Source organism: Maribellus maritimus (assembly GCF_022267315.1).
In the GTDB taxonomy this organism is placed as follows: domain Bacteria; phylum Bacteroidota; class Bacteroidia; order Bacteroidales; family Prolixibacteraceae; genus Draconibacterium; species Draconibacterium maritimum.
Genome location: NZ_JAIKLE010000002.1, coordinates 280,461 through 297,249, shown reverse-complemented (window position 1 = coordinate 297,249; position 16,789 = coordinate 280,461). Strand labels below are relative to the sequence as shown.

Annotated in this window: 17 protein-coding genes; 13 read left to right on the top strand and 4 right to left on the bottom strand. The window is 36.6% G+C overall.

The window, feature by feature from the left end; translation table 11 throughout:
- Positions 1 to 222 precede the first annotated feature (222 nt).
- The 10 genes from K5G00_RS03190 to K5G00_RS03145 all read left to right on the top strand — a co-directional run bounded on the left by K5G00_RS03190 (position 223) and on the right by K5G00_RS03145 (position 9,906).
- Positions 223 to 996: an alpha/beta fold hydrolase gene (locus tag K5G00_RS03190; RefSeq protein ID WP_238764261.1), complete on the top strand. Its 774-nt coding sequence runs from the start codon at positions 223 to 225 to the stop codon at positions 994 to 996.
- Positions 996 to 2,573 (top strand): UDP-N-acetylmuramoyl-tripeptide--D-alanyl-D-alanine ligase, encoded by a 1,578-nt coding sequence (locus tag K5G00_RS03185; protein WP_238764260.1) that lies wholly within the window; start codon positions 996 to 998, stop codon positions 2,571 to 2,573. Before K5G00_RS03190 ends, K5G00_RS03185 begins: the two co-directional genes overlap by 1 nt.
- A 27-nt stretch (positions 2,574 to 2,600) precedes the next feature.
- Positions 2,601 to 3,767 (top strand): D-alanine--D-alanine ligase family protein, encoded by a 1,167-nt coding sequence (locus K5G00_RS03180; RefSeq protein WP_238764259.1) that lies wholly within the window; start codon positions 2,601 to 2,603, stop codon positions 3,765 to 3,767.
- Positions 3,768 to 3,769: 2 nt separating this feature from the next.
- Entirely contained in the window at positions 3,770 to 4,477 is a 708-nt protein-coding gene (locus tag K5G00_RS03175) for a M15 family metallopeptidase (RefSeq protein WP_238764258.1), read from the top strand.
- A 4-nt stretch (positions 4,478 to 4,481) separates the two neighbouring features.
- A complete protein-coding gene (locus tag K5G00_RS03170; protein WP_158870137.1) occupies positions 4,482 to 5,627 on the top strand; it encodes a hypothetical protein in 1,146 nt (381 codons plus the stop codon).
- Between the two features lie 180 nt (positions 5,628 to 5,807).
- On the top strand, positions 5,808 to 6,392 hold the full coding sequence (locus K5G00_RS03165; protein ID WP_238764257.1) for a Crp/Fnr family transcriptional regulator: 585 nt from the start codon (positions 5,808 to 5,810) through the stop codon (positions 6,390 to 6,392).
- 58 nt (positions 6,393 to 6,450) lie between these two features.
- Positions 6,451 to 7,377, top strand: a complete 927-nt coding sequence (locus K5G00_RS03160; RefSeq protein WP_238764254.1) for an alpha/beta hydrolase — start codon at positions 6,451 to 6,453, stop codon at positions 7,375 to 7,377.
- Positions 7,378 to 7,380: 3 nt separating this feature from the next.
- Positions 7,381 to 8,259: a hypothetical protein gene (locus tag K5G00_RS03155; RefSeq protein ID WP_238764252.1), complete on the top strand. Its 879-nt coding sequence runs from the start codon at positions 7,381 to 7,383 to the stop codon at positions 8,257 to 8,259.
- 11 nt (positions 8,260 to 8,270) lie between these two features.
- On the top strand, positions 8,271 to 9,383 hold the full coding sequence (locus K5G00_RS03150) for a sialidase family protein (RefSeq protein WP_238764249.1): 1,113 nt from the start codon (positions 8,271 to 8,273) through the stop codon (positions 9,381 to 9,383).
- A gap of 37 nt (positions 9,384 to 9,420) precedes the next feature.
- Complete coding sequence (locus tag K5G00_RS03145) at positions 9,421 to 9,906, top strand: GNAT family N-acetyltransferase (RefSeq protein ID WP_238764247.1); 486 nt, start codon at positions 9,421 to 9,423, stop codon at positions 9,904 to 9,906.
- 7 nt (positions 9,907 to 9,913) lie between these two features.
- Here K5G00_RS03145 and K5G00_RS03140 read toward each other — a convergent pair whose 3' ends face one another.
- A complete protein-coding gene (locus tag K5G00_RS03140; RefSeq protein ID WP_238764245.1) occupies positions 9,914 to 10,498 on the bottom strand; it encodes a thioredoxin family protein in 585 nt (194 codons plus the stop codon).
- A 135-nt stretch (positions 10,499 to 10,633) separates the two neighbouring features.
- On the opposite strand from K5G00_RS03140, the gene ligA reads away from it, so the two are divergent.
- Genes ligA through dapA form a run of 3 tightly spaced genes read left to right on the top strand, consistent with a single transcriptional unit; the run spans position 10,634 to position 14,095 of the window.
- Entirely contained in the window at positions 10,634 to 12,640 is a 2,007-nt protein-coding gene (gene ligA, locus K5G00_RS03135) for an NAD-dependent DNA ligase LigA (protein WP_238764244.1), read from the top strand.
- Position 12,641: 1 nt separating this feature from the next.
- Positions 12,642 to 13,220: a DUF6913 domain-containing protein gene (locus K5G00_RS03130; RefSeq protein ID WP_238764242.1), complete on the top strand. Its 579-nt coding sequence runs from the start codon at positions 12,642 to 12,644 to the stop codon at positions 13,218 to 13,220.
- The gene (gene dapA / locus K5G00_RS03125; protein WP_238764239.1) at positions 13,217 to 14,095 is read left to right on the top strand and encodes a 4-hydroxy-tetrahydrodipicolinate synthase; all 879 of its coding nucleotides are present in this window, start codon (positions 13,217 to 13,219) and stop codon (positions 14,093 to 14,095) included. Before K5G00_RS03130 ends, dapA begins: the two co-directional genes overlap by 4 nt.
- Before the next feature lie 76 nt (positions 14,096 to 14,171).
- Here dapA and K5G00_RS30130 read toward each other — a convergent pair whose 3' ends face one another.
- The 3 genes from K5G00_RS30130 to K5G00_RS03115 are packed head-to-tail and all read right to left on the bottom strand — an operon-like array spanning position 14,172 to position 16,663.
- Positions 14,172 to 14,306, bottom strand: coding sequence for a FeoB-associated Cys-rich membrane protein (locus K5G00_RS30130; protein ID WP_394800853.1), 135 nt, complete (start codon positions 14,304 to 14,306; stop codon positions 14,172 to 14,174).
- 24 nt (positions 14,307 to 14,330) lie between these two features.
- A complete protein-coding gene (gene feoB, locus K5G00_RS03120; protein WP_238764237.1) occupies positions 14,331 to 16,430 on the bottom strand; it encodes a ferrous iron transport protein B in 2,100 nt (699 codons plus the stop codon).
- Between the two features lie 2 nt (positions 16,431 to 16,432).
- Positions 16,433 to 16,663, bottom strand: coding sequence for a FeoA family protein (locus tag K5G00_RS03115; protein WP_238764235.1), 231 nt, complete (start codon positions 16,661 to 16,663; stop codon positions 16,433 to 16,435).
- Positions 16,664 to 16,789: the final 126 nt, after the last annotated feature.

The window sequence follows — 16,789 nt, the reverse complement described above, 5'->3', positions numbered from 1 at the left end:
AATATTTAAATGCTCTGAATCTTGAGCCATTTTTATCTTTTCCCCGGAGCAACTTCTGTCCGGCCGGAATGTAAAAAAACCAATGCGCATATGCCAGATATGCAGACAAACCAAACTGGCTAATAAACCGGATGTTGTTAAAAAAAAGGAGTATTATCCTCCCGTCTGAACAGGTAAAATCGAAAGACTAATGCTACTTTTGTAGATTACAATTGCAAAAAGATGATACAAAGCAAAAATATCAATGGATTAAATATCAGATTCAAAAAAACGGGAGAAGGTGCAACTGTATTGCTGCTGCATGGCTGGGGCTGCGATTTAAATATCTTTGAGAGGGTTCAAAATGAATTGGAAAAAACATTTCAGGTTTATTCTATCGATTTTCCCGGATTTGGAGAAAGCGAACCCCCAAAAGAAATATGGGGAGTTGAGGAATACACGCAGTTTATTGAGTCTTTTATTAAAACAGAAAACATTAAAAATCCAATTTTGATTGGTCATTCTTTTGGCGGCAGGGTTTCAATTTTGTTTTCTTCCAGAAATAAAACCGAGAAGGTAATTTTAGTTGGCAGCGCAGGCGTAAAGCCCAAACGAAAGCTAAAATACTACTTTAAAGTTTATACCTATAAAACAATAAAAAGAATAGTTCTTTTGTTATTTAGCAGTCAAAAAGCAAATGCGATATTGGAAAACTACCGAAAAAAGAACGGTTCAAGCGATTATCAAAATGCAAACGGAATAATCCGGGATATTTTAGTAAAAGTAGTAAACGAGGATTTAAAACACGTGATGCCAAAAATGAAATCGCCAACCTTATTAATTTGGGGCGAAAATGATACAGAAACACCAGTATCCGATGCAAAAATTATGGAAAAACTAATTCCCGATGCCGGCCTTGTGGTATTAAAAAACAGTGGACATTATTGTTTTTTAGAAAAACGAAATGAGTTTTTAATTATAGTAAACAATTTTCTTACAGCAAAAAAAGAACATTGATGGAACAAATAGTAGTAATAGTAAGCTTTTTAGCGCTATTTGCGTTTATTCATGCCAAGTTGCAATACGAATTGCATATGATGCAATTAAATTCTTACAGAAACAAACGATACTACAGATGGCTGCGAAAACATTTATTTGAACAAAAAAGAGTTATCGAGCTCATATTTTGCATAATAATTACCCTGATATTTTTTACTAAAATCAATTATGCAACAGTTATTTCAATAATTGTGCTGTATTCGTTTTTGTCGTACAGCTATTTTTCAAAAAAACAAAAGAAACCGCTGGTTTATACCAAAAGAGCAAAACGACTTTATGTTGCTCTGTGGATTTTAACACTCACACCAATTATTGTTACAGCTGTTTTTTTAGGAGTTTCAAAAAAAACGGTGTTAATCGGATGCGGTATAATCGTTTTCTCTTTTCTGATTATCGGTTTTGCAAATATCATTCTGCAACCTGTTGAAAAGAAAATAAATAACTGGTATTATAAAGATGCACAGCGCATTCTGAAACAAATGCCGGAGTTGTTGGTAATAGGGATAACAGGTAGTTATGGAAAAACAAGCACAAAACATTTTCTCCACAGAATTTTGTCAGAAAAATATAATGTTCTGATGACACCCGGCAGCTTTAATACAACAATGGGAGTTATCCGAACTATAAGGGAATATCTAAAACCAACACACCAGGTTTTTATTGTGGAAATGGGAGCAAAACAAATCGGCGATATCAAAGAAATCTGCGATTTGGTCAACCCAAAATACGGTATTCTTACAGCCGTTGGCGAGCAACACCTTGAAACGTTTAAAACAATTGAAAATGTTCAAAAAACAAAATTTGAGCTCATCGATTCATTACCCCCCGACGGATTAGGCATTTTAAATGCAGATTATGAGTACATCAGGAACAAAAAAGTAGATAATTGCAAAACTCTTTATTACTCCACACAAACAACAGAATCCGATTACAGTGTTGCTAATATCAAATACAGCAAAAAAGGAGCAACTTTTAATATTCTGCAAAAAACAGACAACATCGGTGAGTTTGAAACAAAACTTTTGGGCGATTATAATTTGTCGAATATTCTTGCATCGGTGATTTTAGCAAGACATTTAAAAGTTGATTTGGAAAATATTTCCTACGCAATAAAAAAAATGGTTCCTGTTCAGCACCGGATGGAAATAAAAAAGAATAACAACGGCATAACAATAATTGACGATGCTTTTAATTCCAACCCTGTAGGTGCGAAAATGGCTTTAAATGTTCTGAAAAATATTGAAGGAACCAGAAAAATTATAATAACACCCGGAATGATTGAACTTGCAGACAAACAAGATTTTTACAATCGAATCTTTGGAAAACAAATTTCGGATGCCTGTGATTATGTGGTTTTGGTAGGAAAACAAATTACGCAACCTATTTATGAAGGATTGGTTGAAACGGGGTATAAAACAGAAAATATTTACATTGCACAGAACTTTACGGAGGCAAGTCAGCATATCAGTAAATTTGTTAAATCGGGTGATGTAATATTATATGAAAATGATTTACCCGACACGTACGAAAAATAAATAATAACTTAAATACAAAAGAATAAAATGAAAACAAACATAGGTGTTATATTTGGTGGCAGGTCGGTTGAACATGAAATTTCTGTAATTTCAGCTTTGCAGGCTATCAACGCTATCGACAAAAACAAATATAATGTAATACCCATATATATTAACAAAGCAGGAAAGTGGTTAACGGGCGATGTTTTGCTGGAAGTTGAGACATACAAATCAGAAGAAAAAATCATCAAAGAGTGTACAGAGATTATTATTGATACCCATTCCAATAATTTTAATTTATACAAAAAAACATTATGGAGCCTGAAATTAATAGCTTCTGTTGATGTTGTTTTTCCCGTTATCCATGGCTCAAACGGAGAAGATGGGACACTTCAGGGTTTTTTGGAGTTAAAAAATATTCCCTATGTAGGCAGCAATGTATTATCCTCGTCTACCGGCATGGATAAAATTGTGATGAAGATGATTTTAAAAGAAAGCGGATTGCCGGTAGTGGACTATTTGTGGTTTTACGATAAAGAATGGCACATCAACAAACAGGAAATTCTGAAAAAAATAAACAAATTAGCTTACCCTCTAATTGTAAAACCATCAAATTTAGGTTCAAGTGTGGGAATAACCACAGCCAAAAATGAAGAAGAATTGGAAAGTGCAGTGGAGTTGGCGGGCGAATTTTCAAACCGGATTTTGGTTGAAAAACTTGTATCAGACCTTCAGGAAATCAATTGTTCTGTTATAGGAAATTCGGATAAACAAAATGCTTCTGTATGTGAAGAACCTTTAAAAAGTGGCGACATATTAAGCTACAACGATAAATACACAACCAAAGGAGGCAATTCAAAAGGAATGAGCAGTGCCAAACGCCAAATACCTGCCCAAATTGCGCCGGAACTAACAAAACAGATCCAGGAATTGGCAAAACAAACGTTTAAGGTTCTCAACAGTGGCGGAGTTGCACGTATCGATTTTTTGATAAACAAAAAAGATAACACGGTATATGTTAATGAAATAAACTCCATTCCGGGTTCTCTGTCCTTTTATTTGTGGGAGGCATCTGATATGGATTTTACAATGCTAACCAACGAGTTAATTGAACTAGCTTTAAAACAAAACAGAGAAAAAGAAAACTACATGGTAAGTTATAACCAAAATATATTTTCGTTAAACACGAACTCTTTAAAGTTGGGAAAAGGATAAACATGGAAATTGACGTAAACAACTCAATACCACAAAATCTGTCAATTAAAGGATGGAAAGATATGCCCATCCGGGAAAATCATGAACCTTTGATACCTTTGAATGATTTTGCCCCAAAATATATTACGGTTAAATCACAATATTTTGAACAGAAAATAGCTGGAGCATTAGAAATATGCTACTGCAGAGAAGGCCTTGCAAAAAAATTAGTTGAAGCAGCAAAGTATTTACCCGAAGGATATAAATTCCTGGTTTGGGATGTGTGGCGGCCAACCACTGTACAACATGCTCTTTTTGAAAAACATAAAGAGGAATTGCGTTCAAAAAACCCGGATATTGAAGAGGCTCTTCTTTTAAAGAAAACCGAAAGATATGTTTCTGTTCCATCAACTGATTCCGATAAACCTTCTCCGCACCTGACCGGAGGGGCGATAGACATTACAATCATTGACTCAAAAGGAAATGAGTTACAAATGGGAACAGAATTTGATTACTTTGGGGAACGTGCAAAAACAGATTATTACGAATTGTATTGTTCTTCAGAAAATGATTTAAAATTTCAAAAAAACAGAAGATTATTATATAATTTACTCACCCATTTTGGTTTTACAAATTATCCTGAGGAATGGTGGCATTATGACTATGGAAATCAATTTTGGGCCAGTTTAACAAAAAGAAAAGCATTTTATGGTGGTGTTCTAAATATTTAAACTTATGAGTCTTGCAAAAAAAATCTTAACACACAAAATTTGGATCTTCTTTCTGTCGCTTGTCGTTATTATTGTTCTTATGGCCTGGGGATACCGGGAATTTTTTTACGATGATAATGCTACATTCAGTGAAATTGTAGAAAACATTTATCTTACATTGTTTTCTTCATTGTTTACCATTTTTGTTATCGGCATTTTTTTCGAATTCTATTTAAGAAATACAAATAACGATTTAGAGAAAAAAAGATTGGTTGAAACCATTCAGGGGGATTCCCTGATGCTGGAAATGTTTTCCTATAGTCAGCGAAAACAGTTTATATTAAAAAATATAAAATCAATTATCGGTGAAAAATATGGCGAGCAGTTATTTAACAGTGTAATAAAAAAATATTTGGACGGGAATTTGATATACCGGGATGAATACCAGTATGACGTTGAAATAGTGGAACTTGATAACGACATTAATATTAACAACTATAAAATTTCGAGTTCCGGTTATTTTATTCAGAATCAAAATTTAATATCAACAAAACACTTTTCAAACAAACTTTCCAGCCCCAAATTAAAAGTCATTTTTGCTTTCGACGAGCAGAGTTTAGATTATTGGCTTAATGATGAGAATGTTTTTATGCGGGAAATTCTGTTTTTAGACAACTCTCCGGCTTTTTTTAACAGCTTGTCGCAGCAGGATTTGTACGCATTTGTCAAGGATACTTTAAGTTTAAAAATAAATTTTTACGACAAAGAAGACAACGAATCAGACAATATCTCCGAGTTTAGTGTGAATTTAATTAACACCGAAAACAAAGGGGTCCTGATTCAGGGCATCGAAGTCAGCGTTTCTGATTCAATCGTACGAAAATATATTTTGCAGAAAGAAAAATCGAGATTTTATAAAGCAAAAGTTTCGTTTGGCATCCCGTTAATGAAAGAAAATAACCGCTTTTATTTCGTAATTGCTGAACCAACAACAAATCCGAAATTTACATTCCGATATCCTAAGGGCATTAAAAATGTAGACTACATAACTTATTTTGCTCAAAAAGACGATACGTTCAAAATAAATTTAGATAAAAGATTAAAAAAATACAGCATTTATTCGCGGGACACGATATATCCCCGTTCAGGAATTATATTCTTTTGGAGTTAAACCTTGCTAACATTCGATGACACAAAAGTTGGTTTGTTTCGGGTCAAACTTTCCTGGTGAAACCTGGTTTACTTCTGAACCACAGAATCGATTATCGGCTTTGAGTTCACTCCTTTTATAATCACAGAAAAAACATAACTTTAAAGGCTGAAAATTGGCTTTTTCAATTTAAGAAACAGTATGCCAGACCTTTTAAAAGACTTCATAAACCGATACATCACCCTTTCAGAAAACGACTGGAACGATATCAAAAGAGAATTTCAAAAAAAAATTTTCAGTAAAGACGAAATTATACTTCAGGAAGGAAAAGTGTGTCATCATTTCTATTTCTTTGAACGGGGACTGATTCGCTTCTTTTGCAACATCGACGGAGAAGATATTACTAAAACCTTTGCTTTGGCGCCTTATTGTTTTACATCAAAAATCAGCTTTCGCAACCAAAGTCCCGCCAACGAAAGTATTCAGGCACTTGAAAAAACTGTGGTTTGGGAAATCAGTTACAAACAATACAAACAACTGGAAAAAATAAATTCGTGGAACATTTTTATGCGCAAACTTTTAAATGAGATACAGGAATTTACCGAAAAACTGATGCTCGATTCAAAAGTTCTAACTGCCGAAAAAAGATATGAAATTTTACAAGAGACCTATCCTGCAGACCTGCTGCAAAAAATCCCGTTAAAGCATCTGGCTTCTTTTTTGGGAATTGCCCCTCAGTCCTTAAGTCGCATTCGGAATAATTTACATCAAAGCAGAAAAAGTTAACATAGGTGAAGTAAACTGCCTTGAAGAAAGAAGAAATTTGCTGCAAAAAATAAAAGTTATGGCAAGTTTAAAAAGTAAAGTATTTATTGGACTAATGCGAAACCGTCACTTTTTTAAGGGCAGGTTACAAAAAGAAACAATGGGATGGGATGTTCAGTCGGTTCTAAAATTCAGAGCAAGCTGCGAAAAAGGAGCTGAACGGTTTGGCAAATTACCCAAAGGCATTCAGATAAAACCTGAAGTTATTAACATGGTCACCTCAGAATGGATAGTACCTGCAAACACCCGCGCTGATAAATTAATTTTTTATGTACACGGAGGCGGCTATGTTTCCGGTTCGTGTAACGACCATCGAAATATTGTGTCGAAAATTGCTTTGCAAACGGGAATGACAAATCTGTTGTACGAATACGGACTTGCTCCTGAAAATCCGTATCCGGCAGCTTTAAACGATTCTGTAAAAGTTTACGAGGCAGTTCTGGAAAAAGGATACAAACCTGAAAATATAATCATTATGGGAGAATCGGCAGGTGGAGGACTTTGCCTGGCAACGCTTCTGGCTCTTCGCGATAAAAAAATTCCCTTACCAAATGCCGCTGTTGCCATTCAGCCGTGGACCGATTTAAGCTGTTCGGGCGCATCCTATAAAACAAAAAACAGCGTATCGTTGGCACCACACAACAGTTGGAATGTCTTCAGCCACTATTATACAGGGAAAAACGATGTAAAATCTCCGTATATATCTCCACTGGCCGGAGATTTATCGGGACTTCCTCCTGTTTTTATCAGTGCGGGAGAGGCTGACGAGCTCTTCGATGACAGTAAATCATTTTATGAAAAAGCAAAAAAAGCCGGCAACGATATTACCTTTAAACCAGGCAAGGAAATGATACACTGTTACCCTCTGTTATCGCCGTTTTTCCCGGAGGCAACAGAAGCTATGAACGAAATCGTTACCTTCGTGCACAAACATGCGCTAAGCTAAATTATGCAAAACATCAAAGAAAATATTAATAGACAGATCCGCTACAACAAGGGTAAAAACCTGTTTAGTTCCAACATCAGCAGCTTATTTCAGTTTATTGATGAAACAAAAAGAATTGCACGCCAATACAAGGAAATAAACAGCAAAAATGAAAACCTTTTGATTGATTATGCAACCCAAAATGCACTGGAAGAATTCTACCGTGTAAACCAGTATTATTCGTTTGATGAAGCTGCAAAAGCACGCTTAAAAACCATTTATTCTGATTTGTTTCAGTCCTTAAAACAGGAGAACGACATTGATAAAATCGCCAGCATTCACTATAAAAAGCTTAAAACCTGGTTAACAGAAACCAACCCATTTGCCGAGAAGATATACAAAAAAAGCAGTTCAATGGTTGAATGCGTGGTATGTGACGAATACAGTCCTCAACTGCAAATTGAATTGTTAAAAATCAATTTATCACACATAGTTGAACCAGTTTTGGATATCGGTTGCGGTAAATCGGCAGCGCTTGTTAAACATTTACAAAGCATTGGTATTGAATCTTTTGGATTTGACCGAATGGTTCAAAATGAAAACTATTGTTCCCAATTCGACTGGTTTGAATATCGCTTTGAAAACAACAAATGGGGAACAATTATCAGCAATCTTGGATTTTCAAACCACTTTGCACACCATCATTTCAGAAAAGATGGTGATTATATCAGGTATGCAAAAAAATACATGGAAATTCTTCATTCGCTAAAAAAAGGAGGTTCATTTTACTATGCTCCCGGTTTGTCTTTTATTGAAGAATTTCTTGACAACAGTATCTTTGAAGTAAATAATCACCTGGTAAATCAAACCGGTTATGATGCAACTTCTGTAAAAAAGCTGTAAATTTTATGTTTATGAAATACCTGTTTTTGATCCTTTTTATCGTTCCATCGTTGGTTGGTTACGCTCAAGCGAAGAAAATCAGGAATCCGGAGTTTACAAATCTGTTTAGCGCAGAACTGCGGCCTGGTGTTTCCTGCTACAGAATTCCATCAATTGTTACAGCACCCAATGGCGATTTGATTGTTGCTATTGACGAACGTGTTCCTTCCTGCGCCGATTTAAAAGGAAACAGAAACATCAACATCGTCATTCGCAGAAGCAGCGACAACGGAGATTCCTGGTCCGACATCGAAACAGTAGTCGATTATCCCCCGGGACAGTCGGCTTCAGACCCATCGATGATTGTGGATAAAAAAAACGGGACTATTTTTCTATTTTTTAATTTTATGGACTTGGACAATGAAAAAGACGTGTACTATTTACAATATGTAAAAAGCAGCGATAACGGAAAAACATGGAGCTCTCCTTTTGATATTACCACTCAAATATCCAAACCGGAATGGAGAGACAATTTCAAATTTATCACGTCGGGACGAGGAATACAAACCCGCACCGGAACAATGCTTCATACACTGGTTAACCTTGAAAACGGGCTCCACATATTTGGCAGCAACGACAACGGAAAAAGCTGGTTTGTAATCGACACACCAATTGAGTTGGCAGACGAATCAAAAATAATTGAATTGGAGGACGGCACATGGATGATTAACAGCCGTGTTGACCGAGATAAAAACACACGTTTTGTTCATACCTCTACAGATAAAGGAAAAACCTGGAAAAGCGCGCCTGCCCCTGCCCTTGCAGACCCGGGTTGTAATGCAAGTATCATCCGCTACACTTCAGTAAATGACGGAGCTGATAAAAACCGACTTCTGTTTGCCAATGCAAATTCAGAAAATGAGCGTAAAAACATGACTGTCAGGGTTAGTTACGACGAAGGAAAAACATGGTCGGAAGGAAAAACAATTTATGCAGGAGAATCTGCCTATTCTTCAATGACGGTTCTTTCAAACGGTGATATCGGACTGTTTTTCGAAAAAGATGATTACACTGAAAATGTTTTTGTTCGTTTTTCGCTCACCTGGCTAACCGACGGAAAGGATAGTTTTAGAAATACAAACTAAACTTCGGAATCCGGAATTCCACTAATTTTAAGGCCAGATGAAAAAAACACCTTCAAAATTAATACGAAAATATACAACCGCTGACCAATTAAAGGTACTTGAGTTGTTTCGCTTCAACACACCCGCTTTTTTTGATCCTTCAGAAGAAAAGGATTTTAAGGATTATCTTAAAAATCAACTGGAAGACTATTTTGTGGTGGAAGGAAACCGGAAGATAATTGGTGCAGGCGGAATCAATTACTTTGCTGAAAAAAATACAGCCAGAATTGCATGGGACATGATCCATCCCGATTTCCATAAAAAGGGAATTGGTAAAGAATTAACCATCCATCGCTTGTCTGCTATTAGAAACAGGCCGGATATCCATACAGTAATCGTCAGAACCTCACAATTGGCCTTCAAGTTCTACGAAAAACTAGGATTTGAACAGGAAGATATGATTCCCGATTTTTGGGCAAAAGGATTTCACTTGTACCAAATGAAACTAAATTTGAGAAATACCGGGCGCAATCAAAGTACTTAGTTTGTGATTAAAAGACTAAATCACAAGCTTCTGCGGGCATCCAGTGTTTATCTTTTCCTTCCCATTTAACATTACATCCAATTGGATTGGTGAGTGAAACAGAGATGGGTTTGCCTGAAGTAAGTTCTTCCAGAGTTCGTTCCAAATCATTTACAGTCATTTTTGATACATCCCGCGGATTATCTACCCCTCTGCCTGTATATACCAGCCTACGGTTTTCATCAAAAACATAAAAATGAGGTGTTCGCAGAGCTCCGTATGCCTCAGCCACTTCCTGAGACTCATCATATAAATACTTCCAGGGAAATTTATAATCCTTCATCCGTTCAACCATATGTGGAAAATCATCGTCCTCATTTGTATATTTACTGTTCGAGTTAATCCCCACAAACTCTACACCTAAAGGCTGAAAACGCTCAACAGTCTTTCTTGTCACTTCATCGCTTCCAATTACATACGGACAGTGATTACATGTAAAAAACACTACGAGATATTTTGAATCTTTGAAGTTTTCAAGTGAATAAGTTTTGCCGTCGGTGCCCGGTAAATTAAAATCTATCGCTTTTTCTCCAATTTCGAGTGTGAATGACATAATTATTTGTTTTTGTGTTCATAATTTAAAGAAAAAACACTGTACAATTGTTTAATCGAAATAAAAATCTTGTTTACTTTTAAGCCAATTTCCATTCCAGTTGTTTGTAATATTAACACGAAAGAGAACCTAGAAATGAACCGGGAAGAAGCTCAAAAAAAGATAGAACAGCTACGCGAAGAACTTGAAGAACATAACTACAACTATTATGTGTTAAACCAACCGGTTATATCGGATTTTGAGTTTGATATGAAAATGAAGGAACTGGAAAAACTGGAAAAAGACTTTCCGGAATTTGCAGATCTCAATTCCCCTTCTCAGCGTGTAGGAAGTGATATCAACAAAGAATTTGAACAGGTGGAACACAAATATTCCATGCTTTCGCTTTCCAATGCGTATTCCAAAGAAGAAATTCAAGACTTTGATACCCGGATAAAAAAGATAATTGAAACCGATTATGAATATGTTTGTGAATTAAAATTTGACGGCTCTTCTATTAGTTTGCTTTACGAAAACGGATGGCTGACAAGGGCAGTCACACGAGGAGACGGCGTTCGAGGAGACGATGTTACAAACAATGTTCGAACCATTCGTTCTGTACCGTTAAGGTTGCGAGGAAAAGGTTACCCGGAAAGTTTTGAAATCAGGGGTGAAATACTGATGCCTTTTCATGTTTTTGAAGCATTAAATGCGGAGCGGGAACAAAAAGGAGAACCGCTTTTGGCTAACCCGAGAAACACAGCAGCAGGAACATTAAAAATGCAGAATTCATCGATTGTTGCAACCCGGAAACTGGATGCTTATTTTTACTATTTACTGGGCGAAAATTTGCCATTCGACGGTCATTTTGAAAACCTGCAAAAGACCAAAGAATGGGGTTTCAAAATTTCGGATGCGATGCAGAAATGTGCGTCGCTCAAAGAAGTTTTTGATTATCTGGATAAATGGGATTTGGAGCGCCATCATCTTCCGATTGCTACCGATGGCGTCGTAATTAAAGTAAATTCGAAAAACTTACAGGATAACCTTGGATTTACCGCTAAATCGCCACGCTGGGCCATTGCATATAAGTTTAAGGCGGAAAGTGCTTCCACCATTTTAAAATCGGTTTCCTACCAGGTTGGCAGAACCGGTGCAGTTACTCCGGTGGCAAATCTTGAGCCGGTTTTAATTGCCGGAACAATGGTGAAACGTGCTTCGCTTCACAACGCCGACATCATCCAAAATCTGGATCTCCATATTAGCGATACGGTTTTTGTGGAAAAAGGAGGAGAAATTATCCCTAAAATTACAGGGGTTGACCAGAGCAAACGTCATCCGATGTTTCAATCAGTAGTATTTATTAAAAACTGTCCGGAATGTGGTACTAAACTGGTCAGAAATGAAGGAGAAGCAGCACATTATTGCCCGAACGAAGTTGGCTGCCCGCCTCAGATAAAAGGAAAAATTGAACACTTTGTAAGCCGCAAGGCGATGGACATCGACGGGCTTGGACAAGAGACCATCGAACTGTTGTACAATCAAAAGTTAATTCATGGGATTGCTGATTTATATCGGCTAAAAAAAGAGCAACTGGTTGGTTTAGAACGAATGGGTGATAAATCGGCAGAGCGTATTTTAAAAAGCCTTGAAGAATCAAAAAATGTTCCTTTTGAACGTGTATTGTTTTCACTGGGAATCCGTTTTGTAGGTGAAACAGTTGCCAAAACACTAGCTAAAAATATGCACACCATTGAAAAAATTCAAAGTGCAGGTTATGAAGATCTCATTGAGATTGACGAAATTGGCGGGAAAATCGCCGAAAGTATTGTCGACTGGTTTTCCAAAACAGAATACCGGGAACTGATTGATTTTCTGAAAGAAAAGGGTCTGCAATTTTCCATTAGCGAAAAAGAACTAAACAACAAAACGGAAAAGCTAAAAGGCCTAAGTATTATCATTTCCGGAACTTTTGAAAAATTTTCGCGCGATGAACTAAAAAATATGATAGAACAAAACGGTGGTAAAAATGTAGGTTCCATTTCAAAAAAAACCAACTATTTAATTGCCGGTGAGAACATGGGGCCAAGCAAGCTGGAAAAAGCAACGAAACTTGGGGTTCCTATTATTTCGGAAAATGATTTTTTAAAAATGATAGAATAAAATGAATTTGATTTCTCTTAAAATAGACTTTCATCAATCATTTATTAAATTTGCCGAAAGAATGGGAATAAGAGAAAAATACGCTAACCGGAAACTGTTAAAAACAGAATTAATCATAAATCATAGTCCTCAGGTTCCGGATTTGGATTCGGTAAAAAAAGTTGGGATAATCTGGGAGCCCGAAGGAAAAAATGCTTATCAGTATATAAAAGATTTTTTTTCTGAGAGAGGAGTCGTGGTTCGTGGTTTTTGTGTTTATAATGAAGACGTAAATTTTGCAACGGATACAAATTCTTTGACACCAAAAGAACTCGATTGGTTAAAACTCCCCAAGCAAGGCAGGATCGATACCTTCACACAATTAAAATTCGATATACTTTTAAATATTGCACTAAGTCAAAATATTACACTCGACTTTATAACACTTTCCACACAGGCAAAATTTAAAGTAGGATGGTCTCAAAAAGAAAAAAATTATTTAGACCTTAACATTAATATTGGTCAAAATCAGGATGCGTTGTTTCTTGCCAAACAACAAATTTTCTATCTTGGCCAGCTAAATCAAAAAACGAGTAAATGAGTCAGCTTTTTACAGGAGCAGGAGTAGCTTTGGTAACTCCTTTCAAAAAAGATAACAGTGTTGATTTTAAATCACTTGAAGTGATTGTGAACAATCAGGTTCAGGGAGAGATGGATTATCTGGTAGCGTTGGGAACCACTGCGGAAACACCAACGCTTTCAGCCGGGGAGAAACAGGACATTGTTAAACTGATTAAAGAAAAATCAGATGGTTTACCTGTAGTCGTTGGTATGGGTGGCAATGATACGCGAAAAATCATCAAACAAATCGATAAATTTGATTTTAACGGTGTGAGTGGACTACTCATTGTTACTCCCTATTATAATAAACCATCACAGGACGGTATGTTTGTTCATTACTCTGAAATTGCAAAAGCAAGTCCGGTTCCAATTATTTTATACAATGTTCCTTCAAGAACAGGGGTAAATCTTGAGGCTGAAACGGTAGCCCGTTTGGCAGAAACTTCAGAAAAAATTGCTGCGGTAAAAGAGGCTTCAGGTATTTTGTCGCAAATAACAAAAATAGGGAAATATACTCCCGATAATTTTACCGTGATTTCGGGTGACGATGTATTGGCACTTCCTATCATTTCGGTTGGCGGCAAAGGTGTTATTTCGGTCATCGCAAATGCACTTCCCGGAAAATTGAGTAAACTAATTCATCTGGCCTTGGAAGGTAAATTCAGCGAATCGCTGGAAATGCATTTTGAAATGATTGATTTGTTTAAACTTCTTTTTAAGGAAGGAAATCCGGGAGGAATAAAAGCATTGTTACACTACCAGGGAATCATTGAAAACATGCTCCGTTCTCCACTGTATAAAAACAGCGAAGAAACATATAACGAAATCAAAGAGGCTTATTTAAAACTGAAATAGCTTTTAAAAACAGACAACAAGCACTAAGATTAATAGTAATTTTAGTGCTTGTTGTTTTCTGTTTAAATCCTCCGGACTAATGACAGCTGCATCCTGCGTTTCCGCATTCCGAAGATGAATTTTTTCTTTTTTTCCAAAAGAATTTTCTAAACAACCATACTACGGATGCCAGTACAACGATATAAACTATTATATTCTGAAAATCAAGCATTTTTTCTGTTTCTTAAAACTTATTTTACTTCAACAACTGGTAAGCCACCATTGATACAACATAAGCAAAACCTGTCATAAAAACAAGCTGAATAACCGGCCATTTCCAACTGTTGGTTTCTCGTTTTACGACGGCCAGTGTGCTTATACATTGCATGGCAAAAGCGTAGTAAAGCAGCAGAGAAATACCGGTTGCAAAATTAAATATTTTCTTTCCCGTGACAGCATCTGTTTCTTTCATCATGCGGTTCTTTATTGTTTCTTCCTCTTCGCTGCCAACGCTGTAAACCGTTGCCAAAGTTCCGACAAAAACCTCGCGTGCCGCCAATGAACTTATTAAGGCAATACCAATTTTCCAGTCGTACCCCAAGGGGCGGATAACCGGTTCAATGGTATGACCAATAATACCAATATACGAATGGCGAAGTTTATAAGACGCAATTGCATTGGCCATGTCTTCTTCTGTAAGCTGTTGATTTTGCTCATTTTTTTGTACAATATTTTTGGCATTACGGAATTCTTCCCCGGGTCCGTTGGAAGCTAAAAACCACAAAACGACAGAAATAGCCAGGATGATTTTACCTGCACCAACAACAAAACTTTTTGTTTTCTCTATTACAGTATAAACAATGTTTTTCAGTAAAGGAAGCTTATATGCAGGCATTTCTGAAATGAAAAATAACCGGCTTTTAAGCTTTAGCATTTTATTTAAAATATAGCCCGAAAAAACAGCCGTCAAAAAACCAAGAATATAAAGCCCCATTAAAGTGAGTCCCTGTAGATTCATTCCCAGAAATGAGTTTTCGGGTATCACAAGCGCAATGATAATTAAATACACTGGCAAGCGGGCAGAGCAGGTAATAAACGGAGTTATCAGTATTGTAATCAGACGCTCTTTCCAGTCATCAATACTGCGGGTAGCCATAATAGCCGGTATGGCACAGGCAGTACCTGAGATTAGAGGCACAACACTTTTCCCGTTCAGTCCAAATCTACGCATGATTTTGTCCATAAGAAATACGACGCGGCTCATATATCCACTTTCTTCCAAAAGCGAAATAAAAAGAAACAAAAAGGCAATTTGAGGAACAAAAATTACAATTCCTCCTATTCCCGGTATAATTCCTTCAGAAATCAAACTTGTTAAGGCTCCTTCCGGTAAAGTATTGTCCACCCATTCAGCCATCTGTGTAAAAAGCTGATCGATTAAATCCATCGGGTAACTGCTCCAATTGTATATCGATTGGAAAACCAGCAGCATTATCAGAAAAAAAATAACATACCCAAAAATCCGGTGGGTTAGGATCTTATCAACTCTACTTCGGAAATCTTCAGCTAAGGCCGGATCTCTTTTGTAGGAATCTTTTAGTAATTGATTGATAAACAGGTAGCGCAGGATGGTTTCTTTTTGTTGCAGTCTTTTTATTTCGGTTTCACTTTTGTTTTCAAACTGAACAGAAGTGATTTGGTCTTCATCTTCCTGTTTTAATGAGCCATTTTCCAAAACGGTATTTAACCATCGTTTATATAAGTTTTCGCCGTGAAATTTCTTTTTCTGAGCTTCAAAATAAACGGGATCTATATCCGTAAACTGAACGCAAGATTCGGACGACAATTTATCGTAATCCTGGATGAGCCCTTTCAATTCGGCCATTCCTTTGCCGCTTCTGGCACTGAGCAATACAACCCGGGCGTGGAGCTTTTCCTCCATTTGCTGCAAATCAACCGAAATACCTTTCCGTTTCATGGTATCGGCCATATTAATTGCCAGAATTGTCGGAATATTTAAATCTTTAATTTGCGTCAGCAAGAGGAGGTTTCTTTTTAGATTTTCTACATCTGCAACAATTACAGCCACATCGGGGTAACTTTCGTTTCTTTTCTGAAGAAGTAAGTCAGCAACAATCTTTTCATCCGGAGAAGTCGCATTCAGACTATAGGTTCCCGGCAAATCAACAATATGTGCAAACTGACCGTTGGACAATTTACATTTCCCTTCCTTTTTTTCAACGGTTACTCCAGGGTAATTCCCTACTTTTTGATTTAAGCCGGTAAGCTGATTAAACACCGATGTTTTACCGGTATTTGGATTTCCGATAAGTGCAACATTCAGTTGTTTTCCCATATCTATTTTATCCTACTGATTTCGATTAACGCAGCAGTCTCTGTGCGAATGGCAAAGTGACTGTCATTAACGGTCAGGTAAACAAGATCTTTAAAAGGCGAAAACTGAATAAGTCGTACTTCGTTTCCGGGTAAACAACCAACTTCCTGAAATTTCAAGGGGATTGCTTCGGTTGAAAATTCTTTTATTATTCCTTTTTCTCCGCGTTTAAGCTGTACAATTGTTTCTTTCATGAATCTCTTAACAAACAAAGAGTTAATATCTTACTCCATAGATTAAACACTAATAACTCTTATTTTAAATTAAAGTTCAATATTATATCAAGAGCCGGAATAAAACAATCCCTATTTGTTGTGATT